The sequence below is a fragment of the Dissulfurimicrobium hydrothermale genome (assembly GCF_022026155.1).
GTDB lineage: Bacteria > Desulfobacterota > Dissulfuribacteria > Dissulfuribacterales > Sh68 > Dissulfurimicrobium > Dissulfurimicrobium hydrothermale.
The window spans coordinates 1,949,135-1,970,298 of record NZ_CP085041.1 but is presented as its reverse complement, the minus strand read 5'-3'; the positions used below and the strand labels follow the sequence as shown (position 1 = coordinate 1,970,298).

Here is a 21,164-nt window from a genome sequence, read left to right as displayed (position 1 = left end):
AAATTATAAACCAATCGGTATAAAATATCACCACCCAAGGCCTTTGCATGATCGACTACATGACCATTTGACAGGGCCTGCCTTGCCGCCGAGAAGGCCGCCGTTGGCCGAAGCGGTGAGGCGCAGGTGGAGGATGATGGGGGGTGATTCCATATGGTTTTACATCTCAACCTGGGTGATCACCCCGTGCATTTTATTCGGTGGAAGCTTATAGAATTGAACAAATGTCGGGGTAAGTTTTTTTATGATGGCAAACAACTTCCATATAAAATTTGATGTGATTATGTCTTCAATGCCATAAAATATGACCTTTTCATCTATGCCGGCCTCTTTTAACAGATCTTCCACATCTATGACCTCCATGTAGCCGAGTTGAATCTCGAATATCCGTAGGCCATCCGCGAGTTTATCTTTGAAATATCCCATCACCCCGAATGGAGTGTCACATTTTACAATAGACACTATGATATTATCTTCATAGACAATATTGTTGATGAACATCGTATGGACGATATATGGAGGGAATTTATCTGTAACCTTTGCGAAGAAAAGGGCCGTCCCTTTTATCTTATTTGTATTTTTATACAGTTCATTGTAACCCTTGAGAAAGATGTCCCTTTCCAAGGGTTTGAGCGTCCTGTAAAGTTTTTTCTGTCCCGATGTATATACAAGGATTGTGCTGAGCGGGAAGGCGGCTATGATGATCGACCAATAGCCGCCATGCGGGATCTTGTATAAGTTAGACAAGAGAAAGGTCAGATCGACAAGGGTTACAAATGACGACAGTGCCGTCTTTGCCATATTATTTTTTAAATAAAATATCCACGTCAGCATAATACCCGTCAGGGTCATCGTGCCCGTAACTGCCAGGCCGTATGCGGCGGCGAGACGATTGGATTCCCTGAATTCATACATGATAAATAGTACGGAGAAGAGCAGAAACCAATTGACCGAGCCTATGTATATCTGCGACCTCAGTCTGGTCGATGTGTATTCAACCTTTAGAAGGGGCATGACACGCGTAGTTATGCCTTGATAGATTATAGAAAACATGCCGCTTATCATCGCCTGTGAGGCGATGACCGTTGCCGCAATGCTAAGTATCAGAAACGGGATGTAGAGCGCCTGGGCCTGTCGATAGACCATGCCGAACAGCACATTTTTGACCTCAGGATGCCGTATGACGAACGCCCCTTGCCCAAGATAATTGAGCAACAGGGCTGCGAATACGATATACCAGGCCCTGATGATGGGCATGCGGCCCAGATGCCCCATGTCCGCATACAGGGCCTCTCCGCCTGTTGCGCAGAGTATAACCTCTGAGAGCACGAAAAAACCAGCCACGCCGTGTTCCATAAGGAATTTAATGGCATAGTGCGGGCTCAGGGCCTTTAAAACCGATGGAGCATGGATTATTGAGACTATGCCTGAGATTGCGAGGGCTAAAAACCACAGGACCATCAAGGGGCCAAAGGCGACAGCCACCTTTTCTGTCCCCTTTTTCTGGAATAAAAACAATGTGACAGCTATGACGCCCGCTACAAGTATGAGCACCCACTGCGGCGTATTTGAAAACTGCGGGACCAGCAAAAGGCCTTCCACGGCGCTGAGGATACTTATCGCAGGGGTGATTACGCCGTCCCCCATAAGAAGGGATATGCCTATAAATGAAAGGTATGTGACGAGTACGGCATTTCTCCTCGACCTGAGCAGGGGAACGAGTATCTCTTTCAATACGATGGTGCCACCCTCGCCTTTTTTCCCGAGGCTCATGGCAAGCCAGGCGTATTCTATGGTTACGAGTATGATCAGCGTCCAAACGATCAGGGATAGGACGCCCATTATGTTTTCTTGGGTAGGTTTTGTGATTAAAAATATTGTTGCAATGGTATAGATCGGGCTTGTGCCGATGTCGCCGAAGACAAGGCCGAAGGATTTTATTATGCCTTTTATCAAAGAATCTTCCTCGGCCATCCGATCCCCTCAAGTGCTATTTGTAAACGCCTTGCAGTTTCGCCTATCACCCAGACGCATTCCTTCCGGCGACCGTCAGGGTCTTTTTTGAAAGACTTTACCTGCTCCCTCTCTTTCCAGTCGACCCTTGCTATATTGCAGCAATCCTGCCCTCCGTATGCGGCTGTGAGTTCTTTGAACTCTTCGGCCATTTTGTGACCCAGACGCCACATGTCCTTGTGATCTTTATGTCCTGGCACCGTCTTTCCCATGACAAGTCCTATGACCGCCATGGCACCCGGCAGTGCGCCGCATAGCCCGCCGCTGCACCCGATACCGCCGCCGAATGGGGAGAGGGCCGCGATCACCTCTTTCGGCGGCGTAATGCCAAGCGCCTCCGCAACAGCTGCAAAGACCGCTTGGCTGCAGTGAAAACCTGAATCAAAGAGCTCTCTTGCCCTTTCCGCCGTATCTTCAGGCGTTGCCATGACGTGTATTCTCCTTAGATTCTTAACCGCCCTGTCTTCAGACAGCCAAAAATAACCTTATAAATAAAGACGTTTCAAAAAGCAAGCCGAAAAATACAGCCGATGCCTGGTATAGGAGTCTTACCGCCTTGTCTATGTCGTCTGTGCATGGGTCCCTGCCTGACGGGTTCAAAAATGGCCTGTCAATATACCTGTCTTTATACCATGCCGGTCCGGAAAGGCGCACATCGAGGGCTGCGGCGAACGCGGCCTCTGGAAGGCCTGAATTGGGGCCGTCATGGCCTGCGCCATCCTTCACCGCTGCCATGAAGATGTCAATCGGTTGTCTATGCCCTTGTATGACAGCTGCTATTGCAACTATCGGTACGGAGAGCCTTGCCGGTATATAATTCGCTCCATCGTCCATTTTAGCGCCCCATGTCCCGAATCTCAGATATCGTGCATCCTTATAGCCGATCATGGAGTCGAGTGTATTTACCGCCTTGTAGCACATGGCAAGGACCGGTCCCCCGATGGCAGCATAAAAAAAGGGCGAGATCACCCCGTCCACCATGTTTTCCGCCACTGTTTCGATGACGGCCATAACAACGCCTGTTTCGTCGAGCCTGGCTGTATCCCTGCCGACTATTCTTGAGACCCGTATCCTTGCCGCCTCGAGACCGTCTCTTTCCAGCGTTGCCTTTACGGCCAACGCCTCATCGGCTAGACATTTCAGGGAGACGGCATAGTAGATGAAGGCTATAGACGTCGCCCAATAGGCTGCAAACAAGATATGGGCCAATCCTCGAAGGGCGGCATATACGGAAAACCCGGTAATCGTCGTGATGAATATAGCAAATACAGCGCCCTGGGCCTGTTCTTGCACGGGGATGGATCTAAAATATGGCTCGAGCCTGGATATCGCCTTCCCTATCAGCCGTATAGGATGAGGAAGGGACTCTGGATCCCCTGCTGCAAGATCAAGGAGTAAGGCCAGGGCCAGTATCCACCAGCCTTCTTTTGTCAAGATGAATAAAGATGGCGTCATTTTAAGCCGATGAGAGAAAGGAGTGCAGGGATGTCCGAATTATCCCTGAACCAGTCTGCCAGGCGGTCGAGCTGGGTCTTCCTGAATTCACCATATGAAGATACCTTTCCGATGGTAGGTAGGCCTTTTTTGTCCCTTAAATAGTCCAAAAATACCCTTCTGACGAGGTCGTTTTCGAAAAAACCGTGCAGATAAAGACCCATTACCGACTTGTTTGTATCGATCGCTCCGATGTCGGCCTCGATATCCGGCCCGAGGGGGCTGAACGTCCCGGTCGCCCTCGTGTGCCCCATGTGTATCTCATAACCAGCGGCCTTGATTGGCCTGGTAAAGATCGGCGGTGAATCCAGCATGATGCTGGTATGCCTGAGTTGTTTTTCAGCCGCGAATTCAGTTACGATTGGCAAAAGACCAAGGCCTTTCGATGTCCCGGGCTGCCCTTCAATGCCGTGCGGATCGGCGATTTCCTTGCCGAGCATCTGATAGCCGCCGCAGATGCCGAGGATAAAGACGCCTTTCCCCAGAAACCGCTTTATTGCCGTGTCCCAACCGGATATCTTGAGAAAGTCCAGGTCTGCTCGCGTGGTCTTGGTACCCGGTATGATAATGCAGTCGCACTCTTTAATTTCGTAAGGGCGACGGACGAACGAGACCGAGACATCTTCTTCAAATGCAAGCGGGGCAAAGTCTGTGAAGTTGCTGATCCGCGGCAGATGGATGACTGCGAGTTTGACCTGGGCATCGCGTTCAGGTGCTGTCGCATGGACATAGACCCCGTCTTCTTGATCCACGGTTATATTGTCAAACCATGGGAGTACGCCGAAAAATTGCAGCGGAACGATGTGCCTGAACTGGATGAGGCCAGGGGTGAGGATCGATGCGTCGCCTCGAAATTTATTGATAAGAAAACCTACTATCCTCGCCCTGTGTCTGTCCGGTACCAGATCATAGGTGCCTTTGAGCCAGGCGAAGACCCCGCCTCTGTCTATGTCGCCTATGATTATGACCGGTGAGTTGGCATAGGAGGCCGTCTCCATATTGACTATGTCCGTCGCCTGGAGATTTATCTCAGCAGGGCTTCCAGCCCCTTCTATTACAATTACATCATATTCCCTTGCCAGGGATCGGTATGCATCTTTTGCAACGGCGAGATGTCTGTCTCTTTGTTCGTAAAATGAACGCGCAGAGAGGTTATAGGCCACCTTCCCCATGAGGATCACCTGGGAGCGGGTGTCTCCTTGTGGTTTCAAAAGTATCGGGTTCATCCTGACGTCGGGTTGGAGTCCGCAGGCCTCTGCCTGAAAGACCTGGGCCCTGCCCATCTCCAGTCCATCTGGTGTTACAAACGAGTTTAAGGCCATATTCTGTGCCTTAAACGGTGCCACCTTTATGCCCATTTGCCGCAGGACCCGACAACATGCTGCGACCACGATGCTCTTCCCAACACCGGAGCCGGTACCTTGAAACATGATTGATTTTGAATCGATCGACATGGTTCGAGAATTTATGACCAAATGGAAATGCATGCAACATTTTATTTATTTTGCATTGCTGCAAGTTATTCATTGACATCCGGTTTGTTTAGAAGCTATATTCAAAGATAATTCTAGAACAAGGAAGGGGGGATTCCTTTGGCGATTGTGGTGGACGTCCAGGACGATAATCTGGAGAAGGCCCTTAGAACCCTTAAAAAAAAGATGCAGCTTGACGGGATTCAAAGGGAACTTAAAAATCGTCGTTTTTATGAAAAACCAAGCGTAAAAAGGCGACGTAAGATGCAAGACGCCGAAAGAAGGCGCCGCAAGGCTCGCCGTAGGCAATATTGATGTCATTTGATGGATAAATTAGTAGGGGTCAAGGTGTTTTGCCAGTCTTGGCCCCAGGCCATAGTTAGCTCCCTCCAACCCGTCCACACAGATTGAAGCAAATTAATACTTAGTGGATTATTGCCGCGCCGGCGGTAAAATATAAAAAGGAGACAGCTTATGAGGACAGTGGTGAATGGTGATATAGTAACCGTGCATTATACGGGTACGCTTGATAACGGCGAGGTGTTCGATACCAGTATCGGCGGGGAGCCGCTCCAGTTTCAGGTTGGATCGGGCCAGATCATCCAGGGATTCAACGATGCAATAATAGGTATGGAGGTCGGCGCTGAAAAGACCTTTAGTCTTGATCCAGATATGGCTTACGGTTACAGAGATGAAGAGCTTGTCCGGAGCATTCCACGCTCCATAGTGGGCAGTCAGTTCAAACCCGAGGTTGGCATGACCATAGGGATACAGATGGAAGACGGCACAAAGATGCCGGCAAGCATTACAGAGGTTACCGAAGAATCGATAACGATAGACATGAATCCGCCGCTGGCTGGCAAGACATTGAATTTCAAGGTCCAGGTTATAGACATCGCTGACGCATCTTCATGTGGATGCGGGTGCGGCAGCAGTTGCGGTTCGGGCAGCAGGTCTCCTTCGTCTTGCGGCTGTTGCTGACGCCGTATTTTTTCAAGTCCGCTGCCCTTGAAAAGTCGCCGACGTCTTGACGGGTTAAGGCCTTGAGGGGGGGGGGGTGGCGGACTTGAGATTTCTGTCATGATTTCATGGCCGCGAGGACCCTTGCATTGCCGCTGTAATCGCGCAGCATCTTTATATTCATGTAACGGTTGGATTCCTCGACCATTCTGATGACAGCCTCTTCTTGATTCCATCCGATTTCGCAGAGAAGCCACCCGCCAGTCTTCAAGACATTGGGACAGCCCGTTATAAGCCTTGATATATCCTTGAGACCGTCCATACCGCTGAAGAGGGCGGTATGTGGCTCGTATGCCGTTATGTCTCTCGGCAGAGCATCCTTTACGTTAAGGGCCACATAGGGCGGATTTGAAACGATCATGTCAAAATAAGGGCTGTTTTCTTTGAATGCACTGAGCCAGTCGGCCTGAATAAAGCTGATCCTGGAGGCCACGCCGTTCCTTTCGGCATTTCGCCTCGCCACCAGGAGGGCACCATATGAGATATCAGTCGCAATAGCTGTGATGCAGGGCAGCTCATAGAGGAGGCTTATGGCCAGGACGCCACTCCCTGAGCCGAGGTCCAAGATGCGCATCGGGCGGTTTGAATCGCTTGTGAGTATAGAAAGGGCGGTTTCTATGATCAGTTCGGTCTCGGGCCGAGGGATCAATGTGTCTCTGGTCACTTCAAAATAAAGAGACCAAAACTCCTTTCTGCCAGTGATATAAGCAAGGGGTTCGCCATTGAGCCTCCGCATTGTCACCTCTTCATATCTTTCGACGAGATCGAGTGGAAGCTCCTTCAGATGGTTTAGATAGAGCCATAATCTATCTTTTTGAAGGATGGAGGCAAGGAGCGCCTCTGCCTCCATCCGTGGATGCTCGATGTCAGGGATGCGGCAAAGTCGAGATGTCGCCTTTTTTAGCGCATCGGCTACATTCATGTCTCCCTTGACCCTGCCAGGGCCTGTGTTTGATAGTGGGTGCCAAGGGCCTCGATCATCTCGTCTATATCGCCATCCATAAAGCTTTCGAGTCGATAAAGGGTTAATCCGATCCTGTGGTCTGTCACCCTGCCTTGTGGAAAGTTGTATGTGCGTATGCGCCCGCTCCTATCGCCTGTGCCTACCAGGTTACGGCGTTCTTCGGTCAGTTGTGCCTGTTGTGCCGCCTTTTTCATTTCAAGGATGCGGGCATATAGGATTTTCATGGCCTTTGCCTTGTTTTTGTGCTGCGAGCGTTCATCTTGGCACTGTACAACGATCCCTGTAGGGATATGAGTAAGCCGGACCGCAGACTCTGTCTTGTTTACGTGCTGCCCTCCTGCGCCGGAGGCCCTGTATACATCCACTTTTATCTCTGAAGGGTCTATATCGACATCCACTTCATCGGCTTCAGGCATCACCGCTACTGTTACTGCCGATGTATGGATGCGCCCCTGGGACTCGGTTTCAGGCACACGCTGGACGCGATGTATCCCACTTTCGTATTTAAGCCTACTATAGACCCTGTCGCCGGATATAAGGGCGATGATCTCTTTGAAACCGCCTATCCCTGTTTCGTTGGAGCTCAAGATCTCTACCCTCCACCTTTTTCTCTCGGCGTAACGGCTGTACATGCGAAAGAGATCGGCGGCGAATAGTGCCGCCTCGTCGCCGCCGGTCCCCGCCCTTATTTCAAGGATGATGTTCTTCTCATCGTTTGTATCTTTTGGGAGGAGCATGAGCGTTATTTTATGGAGTATCTTTGCGGCCTTTTCTTCGAGCTCGGTTAGCTCCACCTTGGCCATCTCTCTTATCGCGGGATCAGGGTCATTGGCGGCAAGGGCTTTATTGTCGCTTATCTGCCTCAGGAGGTCCTTGTAGTCGTTGTATACCCGCATTATTTCGCTTATGTCGGCGTGTTCCTTGGCGAGTTTTCTGTATCTTTCACGGTCTTGAGCAACTTTAGGGTCGCTCATCTCCGACTCAAGGGAAAGGAATTTTTCTTCTAACTCCTGGAGTTTAGATAGCATTATTCTTTGCCGCCTATTGATTATTCAATCGATGGATTGATCATTTTCCATCTTTAAGGCCCTCTTCAGTGCCTCTATCGCCACTTCAAGCTGATCGTCCGTCGGGTTGGAGGTGGTGAGGGTCTGTATGAGAAGACCTGGGTAAATAAGTGGTGCGGCAAACCGCCTCATTGCATCTTTGTCGGCAAGGCGTGTTATCTCGTAGGCGATACCTGCAATCGGGAGCATCAGAGATATTTTTGTGAGTATAATCTCACCCGTGACATACCATCCGGTCCCGCTGAACGAGATCAGCGGAATGACCGTGGCAAAGACGCCTATGCTTACAAAAACTACTACCATGATAAATGCCGTGCCGCACCTCGGGTGGAGGGTGCTGTAGCCCTTTGCATTGGCTATACAGAGTTCTTTATTGGCCTCATAGGTATAGATAGCCTTGTGCTCGGCGCCGTGATACCCGAACAGTCTTTTTATATCTGCCATCCTGCCGATAAGCAGGATATAATTAATAAATATAAGCATTTTTATGAGTCCGTCCAGGGCGTGGAATGCAAACGACCTGACGCCGCCTCCAGCGCCCAATATCTTGAGCAGGAAGCTGCTTGCAAGATGCGGGATCACCAAGAACAGGCACAGGCCGACAGCTACGGATGACAACATGGCCAAGGCGATCGCCTTATTGGATAAGTTGTCAGCGTTTGTTCTTTTGCCGTCGTTATCGATGCCGGCCAGTGCCTCCTGCGCGGAGAAATTGAGGGCCTGTATCCCATTTATCATGGCCTCTGCTAGCACTACCGAACCTCTTATAAAAGGCCACTTTAGAAATGTTAATTTCCTGCCGAACGAGCGCCATTTTCCTTCTTTCACAAATATACCGCCGTCTGCGCGGCGGATCGCTATTGCCATCGCCTTCGGGCCCCTCATCATCACGCCCTCGATTACGGCCTGGCCGCCCACTGCAATAGGGGCGCAGAGCGAGGCCGTCACCAATGATTTGAGGGCGCTTCGCCGGTTATTTCTTTTCAATGAGGCCATATTTGCGCTGGAATTTTTCAACCCTGCCAGCGGTATCGATCAGTTTCTGTTTGCCCGTAAAAAATGGATGGCACTGCGAGCAAATTTCAACCCTGATCTCGTTGGCGGTCGAGCCTACCTCGAATTCGTTGCCGCACGCGCAGCGTACTTTTACCGTCTGATATTTTGGATGTATGCCATCTTTCATTTTTGTTCGCCTCCGTAGTCTATGTTATCGTTCTTAATTTAAAGAAATCACTAATCATGCCGTTGGTCAACAGGTTTGGACGTCTCACCGGTTCATTGATGCCAGGAATTCTTCATTATTTTTGGTATGTTGCATCTTATCCAACAAGAACTCCATGCTATCGACCGGATTCAACGGAGAGAGGAGCTTCCGCAGTATCCAGACCCTGGTCAATACATCTTTGGGCAGTAGCAGTTCTTCTTTTCTCGTGCCGGAGCGGTTTATGTCTATTGCAGGAAATGTGCGCTTGTCAGCCAGCTTCCTGTCAAGGTGTATCTCCATGTTACCCGTGCCCTTGAATTCCTCGAATATCACCTCGTCCATGCGGCTCCCTGTATCAACAAGGGCGGTAGCTATAATGGTAAGGCTTCCACCTTCCATAATGTTTCTCGCCGCGCCGAAGAAGCGTTTCGGCCTGTGAAGGGCGTTTGAGTCAACGCCGCCCGAGAGTATCTTGCCGCTTGGCGGTACAACGGTATTGTATGCCCGGGCAAGCCTTGTAATGCTGTCAAGGAGGATGACCACGTCTTTTTTGTGTTCCACCAGGCGCTTTGCCTTTTCTATGACCATCTCAGAGACCTGGATATGGCGCTGGGCAGGTTCATCGAATGTGGAGCTCACCACCTCTGCCTTTACCAAACGCTGCATATCCGTAACCTCCTCCGGCCTTTCGTCTATCAGTAGGACTATCAGGATTACATCGGGGTGATTTTTGGCTATGCTGTTTGCAATGTTTTGAAGCAGCATAGTCTTGCCTGTCCTTGGTGGGGCCACGATAAGTCCCCTTTGTCCCTTGCCTATAGGGGTCATGAGGTCCATTATGCGGGCGGAATAGTTGTCAGGCTCTGTCTCGAGCTTCAGCCGTTTGTCAGGATAGGTCGGCGTGAGGTTGTCAAAGTTTATCGTGCCGAAAGAGGCCTCTGGCGGGTCAAAGTTTATTGACTCGACCTTCAAGAGGGCGAAATACCTCTCTCCCTCCTTAGGAGAGCGTATCTGCCCTGAGACCGTATCACCGGTGCTCAAGTTGAAGCGCCTTATCTGAGACGGCGATACATATATATCGTCCGGGCCAGGGAGGTAGCTGTAGTCCGGGCTTCTTAGAAAACCGAACCCGTCTTGCAGTATCTCCAGGACGCCTTCTCCGTAGACCCCGCCATTTTTGTCTGTTTGGGCTTTTAAGATGGCAAAAATCAATTCTTGTTTGCGCATCCCACTGGTGACCTCGACGCCGAGGTCTTTTGCCATCTGATAGAGCTCGGTTATGTTTTTTTTCTTGAAGTCGGCCAGATTAATGGATTGATTGCCCTTGGTTTGTGCAGTGGATGATTCCTTTGCAACAGATTGTTCACTATTTTCTTTCTTTGTTCTAGGCATGTATGATATACCTCTTCGGATTCAAGGCGATGATCTCCGCTCCAGGTCTTAAGAACATTATTTTTAAATCAAACAGGATGTTTTAAACGAGCCATCTTTCATCAACAGGATTTTCGCATCTTCACAAGGGAAAGTCCTGCATTTTAGAAGGTTGTTAGCCTGAGATTTGCCCTGGCTTGAGCGGCTGGATCGTTGATTTCACAGAATCATAATGATGATGATGAAAAATAGCCGTCTTGAGGTATGCTTGTCAAGGGCTCTTTTTAAGAATTTTTATTTTCGACGCCGATAGTGGTGGGGCGGGCCGCTAAGGTCTAGCCGGTCTTGTCCGTACCTGCGGCCGTTTTAGGGAAATAGAGAAGTATGCTTATCCGCCTGTTCCTTGGATCTTTGGGATTGTCCGGTATTAGCGGCTCAGTGTCTGCATAGCCAGAGATGGTCTTAAGCCTGGATGGGTCTATTCCCATTTGCTCGATTATCTTTCGCGTGGTAAGTGCCCGTTCGGTCGAGAGTTCCCAATTGCTGTAGTTGCTTGTCTTGTATGCAAGGGAGTCTGTATGGCCCTCTATTGATATCGGGTTTGTGGTGGATTTTATGTTTTCGGCTATCACACGCAGTATGCGAAGGGCTAGGGGGGTAGGTTTGGCGGACCCGAGATCGAACATGGGTTTCCCCTCTTTATCAACCAGTTGGATACGCACCCCACCCTTGAATGTATCTACAATGATTTGGTCCTTGATGTCGCCCAGTTTTTTTTCTATCGCCTGTTTAAGAAGCCTTTGGAATGTCTCGGGACTTGTCTCTTTCCCCTCGTTTGATGACAATGTGGCCTTGTTACCTTCTAGCTCAGGTTCGACCTTTTCCTCACTCTGGCTGGGTTCTGTCAGTACGGCGTTTTCGTGTTCCAAAAACGATGTGCCGCTTGACTCGAATATGCTGAAGTATTTGAAATAGGCGGCAATGGCAGGTCGTTTTTCAGGGGATACCATGGTGATCAGCCATAGGAGCAGAAAAAAGGCCATCATGGCGGTTACGAAATCCGCATATGCAACCTTCCAGCTCCCGCCGTGATGCCCGCCGCCGGATACCTTTTTTATCTTTTTTATAATGATGTTGCCTTGCTGATCGCTCATTTGGCCCTGCTTTTTACGTATTTTTCAAGTTCGTCAAAGGTTGGCTTTTCCGAGTCAGGGATGGCCCTTCGCGCGAATTCCACTGCGATTTGTGGCAGTGCGCCGCCTATATATGAAACCAAGGCCCATTTGATTATCTGAAGATATACCTCATCATCGTGCGCCTGGTGTTCAAAGTTGATGGACATTGGCCCTACAAAGCCATAGCACATGAGTACGCCCAGAAAGGTCCCGACAAGGGCTGAGCCGATACTGTGCCCAAGCTCAGCCGGTGGTTTGTCGATCTTGCCCATGGTGATGACGACGCCAAGGACGGCTGCGACTATACCGAGGCCAGGAAGGGCATCAGCGATCTTTTCTATGCTGCGCGCTGGTATCATGGCCTCGTTGTGGTGTGTTTCTATATCGAGGTCCATGAGGCTCTCAAGTTCGTGAGCAGGCAGGTTTGTAGAGATGACTACCTTCAAGTTATCGCAGATGATATTGAGTGCATGATGGTTCGCCAGGATGTTTGGATATTTGCTGAAGATCGGGCTTTTCTCTGGATGCTCGACGTCCGACTCGATTGCAAGGAGCCCATGCTGTCTGCTTTTTGCGAACAATTGATAGAGCAGTGCCAAAAGCTCTAGGTATTTTTCCTTGCTCGGCCCCTTGTATGTCAGGAGACTGGAGAAGCCTTTTGCTACGACCTTGACTACTTTCATGGGGGAGGCGATGAAAAAGGAGCCCAGTGCAGCACCGAATATGATTATGACCTCCGCCGGCTGGACAAGGACGCTCAGATTGCCGTGCTCCATGAGATAACCGCCTATGACGGCTGTCAAGACAACACATATTCCGATCAATACAAACATAAGGCCTTTTTACTTCTCCTTTTAATTAAATTAAATTTAACCCGCCAAGCCGTATCTAGTAAAGATGATAGATATAAATCTTGTCTATTATTGGGTCCATTTCATGGATGTTCTTTAGCCTTATTATGTGTGTGTTTGTCAGGACGGAGTCCTTCGCCATGAGCATCCTGCCCGACGCAGTAACTATATCCCTGCTCAACTGCATGCCAGCCTTGAGATCGTCAATGTTTATTTGTTTCTCACCGCGGACTGGAGGTATGGATTTTATTATGTCTTCGAACACCCTCACTATTTCAGGATCCAGCGCGGAGCCGGCAAGCTTCCTTAGACGTTTCAAGGCGTTTTCCTTGTCCAGATCCTGCTGATGCAGATAGTTGTCATATGTGCTGACGACATTTATTATCCTAGCCCCGAGGGGTATTGAGACGCTAGGAAGACCAGATGGGAAGCCCATGCCGTCAAAACGCTCGTGGTGGCACATTACTATCACTGCCGTCTGTCTGAGAAATTCGATCTTGTAGAGCAGTCTATAGCCTATTTCGGGATGGGTCTTGAAAACCGCCTCCTGGGCCGGGCTGAAGCCGGACGGTTTCCAATGCCAGAATTCTTTTGGGACACCCATCAGTCCTATGTCATGCAAGGATGCGGCCATCTCTATGAGGTCAAGATCCGCCCCCATGATGTTCATCTTTTCCGCCAATTCCTTTGCAAGCATGCCTACGCGTTTTGAGTGACCGCCCAGGAATGGATCATACAGTTCTATGAGATCGACAAAGACACGGACGGTGTCTTTGAAATTGCTCTGGAGTTTCTGGTATAGCCTTGCCAATTCCTGATGCTTTTCAAGCAATTGGCTGGTACGCTCATCAACCCTTTTTTCGAGATCGGCATTCAGCTCTTCGAGTCTTTGATTCTGTTCCTGTGTAACCCTCAAGAGACGTTTGTTTTCAACAATAAGAAAGTGGTGGAAGATGGCCTGCCTGATAATGGTCTTCAGTTCCTCATCATCCCATGGTTTGCTTATGAATCTGAATACCTCGCCCTTGTTTATGGCCTCTACAGCGGCCTTTATGTCGGCATAGCCTGTAAGGATTATTCGGATGATGTCGGGGTCGATCGTCTTGGCCTTTGCAAGGAGTTCCGTACCAGTCATCCCGGGCATCTTTTGATCAGAGACGATTACGGCCACATCTTCGGTCTGCAGGATCTCAATCGCCTTTTCGGGATCGGTGGTAAAAAGCAGTCTGTAGTTTTCATTGCGCAAAAGTCGATGTACGGCCTTTAAGATATTCTCTTCGTCGTCTACAAAGAGGACGGCATCTTTTTGAGACTGCCCTGTCTGGGTGCTTGGTTCAGGTGTCTCCATGGCTGGCGCCCTTTTCTTTCAAAGAGGATATGGGATGGTCGATGAAGATCAATAAATAGCCGTAAGCCCCATCCGGATACCTTACCACCGTGCCACGCATCTCGATCGGATCGTTCATCCCGTCGATATCGACGGTCATTGATAGAGGACCTTCCCCATGTGTAAGGCCATCGAGCCTAGAGGCCGCATCCGTACCAAGAACCGCCTCGATGTCTTGATCCAACAGATCCTTCAGTCTGCCGATGTGTACGTAGGCCCAGTTGTTTGCAAATGCGATCCTCTTATCATCCCCCAACCCAATAAAGCCTATCGGCATCTGGTGTATGATATAGTGAAATCTCTCGAGGACCATGTTTCGCATCTGGAGCTCCTGTGTCCTCTTTTCGATCTCATCTTCCAGATTGTTGTTGAGCCATTGAAGCCTTTCATTTTTTATCTTCAGTTCCTCGGTTAGCCTGTAATTCTCATTTTGGAGATGGGCGACGTTTATGGCCTCGCGTATGGCGGCCTTGAATTCCTCGTCATCCCAGGGCTTCAATATGAATTTGTATATATATCCGCGATTGATGGCCTCGGTGACGGTCTTGAGGTCTGCATACCCGCTAAGGATTATCCTTACGGACAGGGGACAAAGCCCTTTTGCGTGTTCCAAAAACTCTATTCCGCTCATCCCGGGCATCCTATGGTCAGATATTATCACATCCACTTGATGGTCGTTTAAGAAGGCGAGTGCCTCTTCCCCACTCACCGCCGTGCTGATTTCATAACTTTCCTTGCGCAGTAGGCGCTTTATGGCATGGAGGATATTTTGTTCATCATCAACTATGAGGATGCGGCCTTGCATCATCTTCTTCGGCGTCTCCTAGTTCATCTTCATTTAATATGGGAAGAAAGACTGTAAATATTGAGCCTTTTCCAGGTGTGCTCTCGACCCTTATCTCGCCCTTATGCCTCTTGACGATCTTGTATGAGACATGGAGTCCAAGCCCTGTGCCTTTGCCAACGGATTTTGTGGTAAAAAACGGGTCAAAAATCCTTGGCATGACATCTTCTGGTATGCCTTCGCCAGTATCTTTGATCTCGACCTCAACCCCACGCCTGGGCTTGTCAACCGCCCTGGTGGTCACCGTGATCTCTCCCTTGCCTTTTATTGCCTGAGCAGCATTTACAAGGATGTTCATGAATACTTGGTTTAATTGCTGGGGATATCCGATAATGGTCGGCAATTCGCCGTAGTTCTTTTTCAAGACGGCCTTGTATTTGATCTCGTTCCACACGATGGTTATCGTGCTCTCAAGACAGCGGTTTATATCTACATCCTTGAGTTCGGCCTGGTCCACATGGGAGAAGTCCTTCAAGTCGGCGACGATCTTCTTTACCCTTTCTGTACCTTCGATACTTTGGAGTATCAGGTCATTCATATCTTTCAGTAGGAAATCAAGGTCTATTTCTTCCCTTCGCCTTTTGATGGTCGCGATAAGTGCAATGGCGTCTTCAGGCACCCCTTGAGCCTTTGAGATCTTCTCATCTAGCGACAGGTAGAGCCTTATGATTTCGACCAAATCTTTGCTGTATGAAAGAAGGGTGTGGAGGTTGCTGCTTACAAAGCCGACAGGGTTGTTTATCTCGTGGGCCACCCCTGCGGCAAGTTGACCGATGGACGACATCTTTTCTGACTGTAAAAGATGGGCCTGGGTCTCTTTGAGGCTATTCAACGCCGCATTAAGCCTTGAATTTTTTTCCGTCAGATCTGCAAGAGTCTGCTTCAATTCTTGGTTTAGAAGCGTGACCTGTCTTTCAGCTTCCTTTTGAGAGGTGATGTCCCTTAAAAAAAGCGTGACCTGTCTTGTCTCTTCATTGTCGTCTAAGACCGGAAATGCGTGGGCGGAAAACCATCTGATCCGACCCTCGCTGTCTTTTAACAGCACATCTGTATTGAACATTCGTCCTGACTTAAAGGCGATCTCGGCAGGGCATTTGTCGCCCGACATCCTGGGGCAGGTCGTCTCTCTTGCGAAGAGTTCGCTACATGACAGGCCTATTACATCTTTTACGTCCTTGCCAAGCCATCTGGCTGCGGCCCTGTTTGCAGAGACTATTTTGTATTCTCTATCTATGCCAAGGATCAGGTCGGGTATGGCGTCAAATATATTTCGAAATTTGTCGCGGCTGTTCTTCAGCACCGGCAAAAGCCTGTTGATTCCCTCAAGGTCGCAGATATGCCCTGATATGTATGAAGCGCCTTCAACCTCTTCGAGACATGCAAATATATTTACGAATGTCTTTTTGCCGTCGCCGCGTCTCCATTCAAGCTCGAGACCGCCGACCTCTCCTTGCGTATCTATCTCTTTGATGAATCTATCCCACGCCCTTTGCGAAGGGAAAAAGACTGACAGGTTCGCGCCATCCGACGCTGGATCTCCAAGTCCGAGGTATTGTCTGCCATATCGGTTGAGATATAGTATCCGCCCGTCCCTTGTCATTCTAAAAAATATCCCACGCATAACGTCTTTTTTTATTCCTTCCTAACCTTATCATCTTTTCGGCCTGTCTTTTATAAATCTTTACCACCTCGTTAAAGACCGCCAGGTACTGCGTGCCGATCTTGGCCAGCTGAAGGCCCTGGCCCTTCCAAATCCCTTTGACCGCAGTATCTGTTGCAACTTGCCGTCATTCAGGGGCAACTCGATCTTGTCCGCCAGATCCTCGTTGTCGCTGGGATCTATATACAAGGCCTCAGCTCTGCATACCTCCGGTACGGATATGATCATCTTCCTTGCACAAATACCTGGTTCAGAGATAAAATTGGGCTGCCAATAGATATATTGACCTGTGGGGCAATGATCCTTGTGATACAGCAATGGCCTTGCGCACGATCTTTTTTATAAATTGATTTTTGACGATGATGTCTTTGATCTTTTTTGAAGCAGCTTCATCTTCATCTGGATGGATCAAATAGCGGTTGATATAGCCGTAATAATTAGAGATATTCATGTGTATCATCCGATCTTGCAAGCTCCCTTGCGATCTCATATGTGTAAAGTCCGATCCCGGTAAGGGTAGACAGGAGCAGGAGGGCATCTATCAGGATTTTAAGGTATGGCTAATCGCTCATAGTCTATTCAGTTTACAATGGCAGTCTGTTATTATGATCTATAACCTATAAATATAAAGGAGGTTGACGGCGATGTCGGTAGAGACTCTAAATGAGATCCAGGGTGCTGTCGGCTCTTTTGAAGAGCTACTTACCGAATCGGTAAGGCTCCACGGGCATCTGTGCGCAGGGCAAGTGATAGGGGTCAGGCTAGCTATGCTGGGGCTCAGGCTGCTTGGTATCACCGACCCGAAGGGCAGGGACAGGAAGAATCTGGTTGTCTATGTGGAGATAGACCGGTGCGCTACAGATGCGATCCAGTCTGTAACCGGCTGTTCCCTTGGGAAGAGGTCGCTTAAGTGGATGGATTTTGGCATAATGGCCGCTACATTTGTTCATCTGCCGACAAAAAGGGCATTCAGGATCCTGGCAAGGGAAGAGGCCCGTGAGATTGCCAAAAACTACTGTCCTGAGATAGAAGACAGATACCGTCAGCAGCTTGAGGCATATAAACGTATGCGCGACGATGAGCTTTTTGATGTCCAGGAGGTGAAGGTTGATATCCCGGAATGTGACCTCCCTGGTAGACCCTTGAGGCGCGTAAGGTGCAGCCGTTGCGGGGAATATGTTCAGGACTGTCGAGATGTGGAAAGAGATGGTGAGGTATTGTGTCGTGCCTGTGCCGGCAGCCGTTATTATGAGGCCGCATCAAAGATGTCCATCTGAGGTCGTCGATGGCGTTTTTTTGCTTTACAAACGAAAAATTGACGTTTTCATTATAAAGTTTAAAATATAATGGGCAAGTAAAGCTGGTATTGTGTCCGCCCATGCCCCGGATGCAGCGGTCGGTGCCGCGACGGACTTTTGCAGAGTTGTCAAAACAAAAAGCTGGAGGTCTTGAATGGCGATTAAGAAGGTCCCTGTCGACGATGCGGTCGGGATGGTGATCCCCCATGATTTGACCGAGATAGTCCGCGGAGAAAAAAAGGGTCCGGCCTTTCGAAAGGGGCATGTGATTACAGAGGCCGATATACCGCATCTGAAGCGGATTGGCAAAAATCATATCTATGTCATTGAGCTCTCCGAAGATGAAATGCATGAGGATGAGGCGGCGCTTTTTATGGCAAGGGCCATAAGCGGCCCGTTCATAAGTTATGATGAAAAACCATCCGAGGGTAAGGTCGGTTTCAGGGCCGCCACCCGAGGGGTGTTGAAGGTCGATCGTCAGGCCCTTTTTGAATTCAACATGCTTGGTGAGGTGATGATCGCAACGCTCCATGAAGATACCGTTGTAAGTGAGGGCATGGCGGTCGCCGCGGGTCGCGCTATTCCACTTGTGATCCGGCGTTCCGTAGTGGAGCGAGCGGCTTCAATAGCCAGGGATGCAGGCGGCATTGTGTCAGTAGCACCATTCAAGATAAAAAAGGCCGGTATCGTTGTCACGGGGCGTGAGGTCTATGAAGGCAGGATAAAAGATGCGTTTGGTCCGGTGATGAGGGAAAAGTTGGTCGGCATGGGCCTTGAAGTAGCATATTCGGCCATGGCACCTGATGATGTAGACCTCATTTCAGGCGAGATAAAAAAGGCCATGGATGCCGGTGTAGAGCTGATACTGTGCACTGGCGGCATGTCCGTCGATCCGGATGACGTAACACGTCTTGCTATTGCAAAGGCCGGGGGCAAGGATGTGGTGTATGGGTCCCCTGTCTTGCCGGGCGCTATGTTTCTTGTGGCATATATCGGCGATATGCCGGTCCTCGGGGTCCCTGCATGCGGCATGTATTTCAAGGCGACCGTGCTTGATCTCGTGCTTCCGAGGGTCATGGCCGGAGAAAGGATCGATAGGACCGCGATGGCGGCCCTAGGCCACGGGGGGCTGTGTCTGAACTGCAAGAGGTGCAGATATCCGGTCTGCCCTTTCGGCAAGGGATAATAAGCTTGTTTGAGGAGTTGTCATGTTCGTCCTGAGGCATTTCATAGAGGCTGTTGCGTCGGTTATAGATCTTGTACTTGGTTTTTATATGTGGGTGCTTATTGTCCGGGCTGTTGTGTCTTGGGTGAATCCTGACCCGTACAACCCTTTGGTGCGTATCCTTTATGGCATTACAGACCCTTTGATGTACCGCGTGAGGCGGTTTTTGCCCCTTGTATTCGGCAGCATAGACCTGACTCCTATGGTGCTTATCATTGTAATAGTGTTTCTTCGGGGTTTCCTCGTACCTACGCTTTACGATCTCGCAATACATCTTTACTGAAAAGGGGTTTGAAATGGGCGTTACACCAAACGAGATACTCGAGAAAGAATTTAAGATGCGCTTCAGGGGTTATGACCCGTCCGAGGTGCAGGATTTTCTCGAAGAGGTTGCGGCTGAGCTTACTGAGGTGATCAAGGAGAGAAATGCCTTAAAAGGTTATGTGGCAGGCTATAAGGCCAAGCTCGATGAATTTAAGAAGAAAGAAGATGAATTCATGTCGGCCTTGACTACCGCAAACAAGCTGGCCGAGGACATGAAAGCCCAGGCCGCCAAGGAGGCGGGACTCATATTGGAGAGGGCCAGGATGGATGCGGAACGAATCGTGGCGGATGCCCACCATGAGGCCGTACAGCTGGAGGAGCGCATAAGAAGGCTCAGACGTATGCAGCGCGAGGTCGTTTCCAAAATACGCTCGTCGATAGAGGGATATCTTAGGTTTTTGGACGAAGAGGCCTTGCCTCCGCAAGAGGTGGACGAGGTCTTGAGAGATATCGCATCAGAGGTGCGTGCGGTTCAATCCAACGGGGAGGGCGACCAAAAAGATGCTACGGAGGCCGATTCGTCCGCAAAAGTCGCAGGTGTTGCTAAACTGGTTTCCGCTGCCGACAAAGGTGAAACAGGGGCAAGGCTTGTTGAAGGCGATATCCTTGGAGATGAGGATTCAAAGATCTTCTCGTAGAAGGCATATGTAAGTGCGGTCAGCTCATCGAGTGATCGCGCCTTGTTGACCAGGCCTCTAAAGGTTGAGCCGTGCGGCAACCCCTTTGAATACCATGCAAGGTGTTTTTTTGCCATCCAGAGACCTATTGGCATGCCGTAAAAATCCTTGATGTATTTAAGGTGTTCAAGGACGACTGCACACTGTTCATCAATTGTAGGGCTGTGCGGCTTGATTCGTGGAGCGAAGCGGTCTTTGTTTGCCAGGCAATCGGCTATAGCCGAAAATATCCAAGGCCTTCCGAGTGCACCCCTTCCTATCATCACCCCATCGGCCCCGGACTCCAAGAGGCACTTGATGGTCGATGTCGGATCCCGGATATCGCCGTTTGCTATCACCGGGATCGATACAGCCTCCTTCACCTTTTTTATAGAGATCCAATCAGCCTGCCCTGAAAAGAATTGGTTCCTGGTACGTCCATGTACGGTTATTAGCGACACCCCGACCTTTTCGGCAATCATGGCGATCTCCCGCGCATTCTGCAGGTTACGATCCCAGCCGAGCCTGATCTTTATGGTGACCGGGATATTCACGGCCTTTACCACGGCCTCCATTAACCTTGCGGCCGCAGCTTCATCGCGCATGAGAGCGGCCCCGGCACCTGCACGTACTATTTTCGGCTGGGGACAGCCCATATTTATGTCGACGGCTGCCGCGCCAATAGATTCGTTCATCCTTGCAGCCTCTGCCATCGAGATCGGGTCTTTGCCCACGATCTGTGCCGAGAGCGGGTATTCTTTTGAGGCGGTGGCCGAAAGTCTAAGTGATCGTTCGACCCTTTTGGTCATCGCCTCGGATGATATCATCTCGCTTACGGCAAGCCCGGCGCCGAATCTGCGTGCCAAACGCCTGAACGGATAGTCTGTTATACCGGCCATTGGCGCAAGTATTATAGGGGTGAATTCAAGGGTTCCGAGTTTTATTGATTTGGCGCCGCTCATCTCTTCTCGATTATGAGCTCGATAAAGCCATGGCCGTGGTGTTCCTTTATGACCTTTCCACCGACAATATTCAGCAGACGGATCATCTTCGGCATGACATCGGGCATTATCAATACCTTGATCCTGTATTCTCTGGGCGTATTAGGGGATCTGAGGCGCAGACCTACGCCCACAAGT

General features: G+C 49.7%; 24 protein-coding genes and 1 pseudogene. 6 read left to right on the top strand and 19 right to left on the bottom strand.

The features are described from left to right. Positions 1 to 27: 27 nt before the first annotated feature. The 5 genes from LGS26_RS09690 to LGS26_RS09375 are packed head-to-tail and all read right to left on the bottom strand — an operon-like array spanning position 28 to position 4,937. Entirely contained in the window at positions 28 to 153 is a 126-nt protein-coding gene (locus tag LGS26_RS09690; RefSeq protein WP_269137053.1) for a hypothetical protein, read from the bottom strand. Positions 154 to 159: 6 nt separating this feature from the next. Next, entirely contained in the window at positions 160 to 1,974 is a 1,815-nt protein-coding gene (locus LGS26_RS09390; RefSeq protein ID WP_237888608.1) for a KUP/HAK/KT family potassium transporter, read from the bottom strand. Next, a complete protein-coding gene (locus LGS26_RS09385; protein ID WP_237888607.1) occupies positions 1,953 to 2,441 on the bottom strand; it encodes a C-GCAxxG-C-C family protein in 489 nt (162 codons plus the stop codon). Before LGS26_RS09385 ends, LGS26_RS09390 begins: the two co-directional genes overlap by 22 nt. Positions 2,442 to 2,478: 37 nt before the next feature. Further along, positions 2,479 to 3,468, bottom strand: a complete 990-nt coding sequence (cbiB, locus tag LGS26_RS09380; protein WP_237888606.1) for an adenosylcobinamide-phosphate synthase CbiB — start codon at positions 3,466 to 3,468, stop codon at positions 2,479 to 2,481. Next, complete coding sequence (locus LGS26_RS09375; protein ID WP_237888605.1) at positions 3,465 to 4,937, bottom strand: cobyric acid synthase; 1,473 nt, start codon at positions 4,935 to 4,937, stop codon at positions 3,465 to 3,467. The genes cbiB and LGS26_RS09375 overlap by 4 nt, the downstream gene beginning before the upstream one ends. A gap of 168 nt (positions 4,938 to 5,105) precedes the next feature. Here LGS26_RS09375 and rpsU point away from each other — a divergent pair, with 168 nt between their 5' ends. Then, complete coding sequence (gene rpsU, locus LGS26_RS09370; protein ID WP_237889938.1) at positions 5,106 to 5,294, top strand: 30S ribosomal protein S21; 189 nt, start codon at positions 5,106 to 5,108, stop codon at positions 5,292 to 5,294. Between the two features lie 159 nt (positions 5,295 to 5,453). Continuing rightward, entirely contained in the window at positions 5,454 to 5,960 is a 507-nt protein-coding gene (locus tag LGS26_RS09365) for an FKBP-type peptidyl-prolyl cis-trans isomerase (RefSeq protein WP_237888604.1), read from the top strand. A gap of 97 nt (positions 5,961 to 6,057) precedes the next feature. On the opposite strand, the gene prmC is transcribed toward LGS26_RS09365, so the two are convergent. The 12 genes from prmC to LGS26_RS09305 all read right to left on the bottom strand — a co-directional run bounded on the left by prmC (position 6,058) and on the right by LGS26_RS09305 (position 16,973). Next, positions 6,058 to 6,921, bottom strand: coding sequence for a peptide chain release factor N(5)-glutamine methyltransferase (gene prmC, locus LGS26_RS09360; protein WP_237888603.1), 864 nt, complete (start codon positions 6,919 to 6,921; stop codon positions 6,058 to 6,060). After that, positions 6,918 to 7,991 carry a peptide chain release factor 1 gene (gene prfA, locus LGS26_RS09355; protein WP_237888602.1) on the bottom strand — a complete coding sequence of 358 codons (1,074 nt, stop codon included), beginning with the start codon at positions 7,989 to 7,991 and terminating at the stop codon, positions 6,918 to 6,920. Before prfA ends, prmC begins: the two co-directional genes overlap by 4 nt. Positions 7,992 to 8,015: 24 nt before the next feature. Next, positions 8,016 to 9,026: a DUF1385 domain-containing protein gene (locus LGS26_RS09350; RefSeq protein ID WP_237888601.1), complete on the bottom strand. Its 1,011-nt coding sequence runs from the start codon at positions 9,024 to 9,026 to the stop codon at positions 8,016 to 8,018. Continuing rightward, entirely contained in the window at positions 9,004 to 9,213 is a 210-nt protein-coding gene (gene rpmE / locus LGS26_RS09345) for a 50S ribosomal protein L31 (protein ID WP_237888600.1), read from the bottom strand. The genes LGS26_RS09350 and rpmE overlap by 23 nt, the downstream gene beginning before the upstream one ends. A gap of 84 nt (positions 9,214 to 9,297) precedes the next feature. Further along, entirely contained in the window at positions 9,298 to 10,626 is a 1,329-nt protein-coding gene (rho, locus tag LGS26_RS09340; RefSeq protein ID WP_407932014.1) for a transcription termination factor Rho, read from the bottom strand. Positions 10,627 to 10,940: 314 nt separating this feature from the next. Next, entirely contained in the window at positions 10,941 to 11,759 is an 819-nt protein-coding gene (locus tag LGS26_RS09335; RefSeq protein ID WP_237888599.1) for a flagellar motor protein MotB, read from the bottom strand. Next, positions 11,756 to 12,613 carry a flagellar motor stator protein MotA gene (motA, locus tag LGS26_RS09330; protein ID WP_237888598.1) on the bottom strand — a complete coding sequence of 286 codons (858 nt, stop codon included), beginning with the start codon at positions 12,611 to 12,613 and terminating at the stop codon, positions 11,756 to 11,758. The genes LGS26_RS09335 and motA overlap by 4 nt, the downstream gene beginning before the upstream one ends. Positions 12,614 to 12,668: 55 nt before the next feature. Then, positions 12,669 to 13,979 carry an HD domain-containing phosphohydrolase gene (locus LGS26_RS09325; protein WP_237888597.1) on the bottom strand — a complete coding sequence of 437 codons (1,311 nt, stop codon included), beginning with the start codon at positions 13,977 to 13,979 and terminating at the stop codon, positions 12,669 to 12,671. Continuing rightward, positions 13,966 to 14,826 carry a response regulator gene (locus LGS26_RS09320; protein WP_237888596.1) on the bottom strand — a complete coding sequence of 287 codons (861 nt, stop codon included), beginning with the start codon at positions 14,824 to 14,826 and terminating at the stop codon, positions 13,966 to 13,968. The genes LGS26_RS09325 and LGS26_RS09320 overlap by 14 nt, the downstream gene beginning before the upstream one ends. Beyond that, on the bottom strand, positions 14,798 to 16,462 hold the full coding sequence (locus tag LGS26_RS09315) for an ATP-binding protein (RefSeq protein ID WP_237888595.1): 1,665 nt from the start codon (positions 16,460 to 16,462) through the stop codon (positions 14,798 to 14,800). The genes LGS26_RS09320 and LGS26_RS09315 overlap by 29 nt, the downstream gene beginning before the upstream one ends. Positions 16,463 to 16,543: 81 nt before the next feature. Then, positions 16,544 to 16,750 carry a hypothetical protein gene (locus LGS26_RS09310; RefSeq protein ID WP_237888594.1) on the bottom strand — a complete coding sequence of 69 codons (207 nt, stop codon included), beginning with the start codon at positions 16,748 to 16,750 and terminating at the stop codon, positions 16,544 to 16,546. 22 nt (positions 16,751 to 16,772) lie between these two features. Further along, positions 16,773 to 16,973, bottom strand: coding sequence for a hypothetical protein (locus tag LGS26_RS09305; RefSeq protein WP_237888593.1), 201 nt, complete (start codon positions 16,971 to 16,973; stop codon positions 16,773 to 16,775). 193 nt (positions 16,974 to 17,166) lie between these two features. Between LGS26_RS09305 and LGS26_RS09300 the strand changes: the two genes are divergently transcribed. The 4 genes and pseudogenes from LGS26_RS09300 to LGS26_RS09770 all read left to right on the top strand — a co-directional run. Next, on the top strand, positions 17,167 to 17,799 hold the full coding sequence (locus tag LGS26_RS09300; RefSeq protein ID WP_237888592.1) for an FmdE family protein: 633 nt from the start codon (positions 17,167 to 17,169) through the stop codon (positions 17,797 to 17,799). A 175-nt stretch (positions 17,800 to 17,974) separates the two neighbouring features. Beyond that, entirely contained in the window at positions 17,975 to 19,006 is a 1,032-nt protein-coding gene (locus LGS26_RS09295) for a molybdopterin-binding protein (RefSeq protein WP_237888591.1), read from the top strand. A 22-nt stretch (positions 19,007 to 19,028) separates the two neighbouring features. Next, entirely contained in the window at positions 19,029 to 19,328 is a 300-nt protein-coding gene (locus tag LGS26_RS09290) for a YggT family protein (protein WP_237888590.1), read from the top strand. Positions 19,329 to 19,341: 13 nt separating this feature from the next. Beyond that, a pseudogene (locus LGS26_RS09770) lies at positions 19,342 to 19,665 on the top strand (DivIVA domain-containing protein); the annotation flags it as partial. Between the two features lie 176 nt (positions 19,666 to 19,841). Here the strand turns inward: LGS26_RS09770 and dusB are convergent. Together dusB and LGS26_RS09275 are read right to left on the bottom strand one after the other, a co-directional pair. After that, positions 19,842 to 20,987, bottom strand: coding sequence for a tRNA dihydrouridine synthase DusB (gene dusB, locus LGS26_RS09280; RefSeq protein ID WP_330873292.1), 1,146 nt, complete (start codon positions 20,985 to 20,987; stop codon positions 19,842 to 19,844). Then, positions 20,984 to 21,160, bottom strand: coding sequence for a hypothetical protein (locus LGS26_RS09275; RefSeq protein ID WP_237888588.1), 177 nt, complete (start codon positions 21,158 to 21,160; stop codon positions 20,984 to 20,986). The genes dusB and LGS26_RS09275 overlap by 4 nt, the downstream gene beginning before the upstream one ends. Between the last annotated feature and the right edge of the window lie 4 nt (positions 21,161 to 21,164).

Bases quoted from the DNA above. Each gene is read 5' to 3' on its own strand.
- LGS26_RS09365 (WP_237888604.1), top strand. From the start codon at position 5,454: ATGAGGACAGTGGTGAATGGTGATATAGTAACCGTGCATTATACGGGT.
- LGS26_RS09290 (WP_237888590.1), top strand. From the start codon at position 19,029: ATGTTCGTCCTGAGGCATTTCATAGAGGCTGTTGCGTCGGTTATAGAT.
- LGS26_RS09690 (WP_269137053.1), bottom strand. From the start codon at position 153: ATGGAATCACCCCCCATCATCCTCCACCTGCGCCTCACCGCTTCGGCC.
- LGS26_RS09385 (WP_237888607.1), bottom strand. From the start codon at position 2,441: ATGGCAACGCCTGAAGATACGGCGGAAAGGGCAAGAGAGCTCTTTGAT.
- prfA (WP_237888602.1), bottom strand. From the start codon at position 7,991: ATGCTATCTAAACTCCAGGAGTTAGAAGAAAAATTCCTTTCCCTTGAG.
- LGS26_RS09335 (WP_237888599.1), bottom strand. From the start codon at position 11,759: ATGAGCGATCAGCAAGGCAACATCATTATAAAAAAGATAAAAAAGGTA.
- LGS26_RS09310 (WP_237888594.1), bottom strand. From the start codon at position 16,750: ATGATCATATCCGTACCGGAGGTATGCAGAGCTGAGGCCTTGTATATA.
- LGS26_RS09325 (WP_237888597.1), bottom strand. From the start codon at position 13,979: ATGGAGACACCTGAACCAAGCACCCAGACAGGGCAGTCTCAAAAAGAT.
- prmC (WP_237888603.1), bottom strand. From the start codon at position 6,921: ATGAATGTAGCCGATGCGCTAAAAAAGGCGACATCTCGACTTTGCCGC.
- LGS26_RS09390 (WP_237888608.1), bottom strand. From the start codon at position 1,974: ATGGCCGAGGAAGATTCTTTGATAAAAGGCATAATAAAATCCTTCGGC.
- rho (WP_407932014.1), bottom strand. From the start codon at position 10,626: ATGCCTAGAACAAAGAAAGAAAATAGTGAACAATCTGTTGCAAAGGAA.
- LGS26_RS09375 (WP_237888605.1), bottom strand. From the start codon at position 4,937: ATGTTTCAAGGTACCGGCTCCGGTGTTGGGAAGAGCATCGTGGTCGCA.
- LGS26_RS09300 (WP_237888592.1), top strand. From the start codon at position 17,167: ATGTCGGTAGAGACTCTAAATGAGATCCAGGGTGCTGTCGGCTCTTTT.
- LGS26_RS09305 (WP_237888593.1), bottom strand. From the start codon at position 16,973: ATGAATATCTCTAATTATTACGGCTATATCAACCGCTATTTGATCCAT.
- rpmE (WP_237888600.1), bottom strand. From the start codon at position 9,213: ATGAAAGATGGCATACATCCAAAATATCAGACGGTAAAAGTACGCTGC.
- dusB (WP_330873292.1), bottom strand. From the start codon at position 20,987: ATGAGCGGCGCCAAATCAATAAAACTCGGAACCCTTGAATTCACCCCT.
- LGS26_RS09315 (WP_237888595.1), bottom strand. From the start codon at position 16,462: ATGACAAGGGACGGGCGGATACTATATCTCAACCGATATGGCAGACAA.
- LGS26_RS09350 (WP_237888601.1), bottom strand. From the start codon at position 9,026: ATGGCCTCATTGAAAAGAAATAACCGGCGAAGCGCCCTCAAATCATTG.
- LGS26_RS09320 (WP_237888596.1), bottom strand. From the start codon at position 14,826: ATGATGCAAGGCCGCATCCTCATAGTTGATGATGAACAAAATATCCTC.
- LGS26_RS09295 (WP_237888591.1), top strand. From the start codon at position 17,975: ATGGCGATTAAGAAGGTCCCTGTCGACGATGCGGTCGGGATGGTGATC.
- cbiB (WP_237888606.1), bottom strand. From the start codon at position 3,468: ATGACGCCATCTTTATTCATCTTGACAAAAGAAGGCTGGTGGATACTG.
- motA (WP_237888598.1), bottom strand. From the start codon at position 12,613: ATGTTTGTATTGATCGGAATATGTGTTGTCTTGACAGCCGTCATAGGC.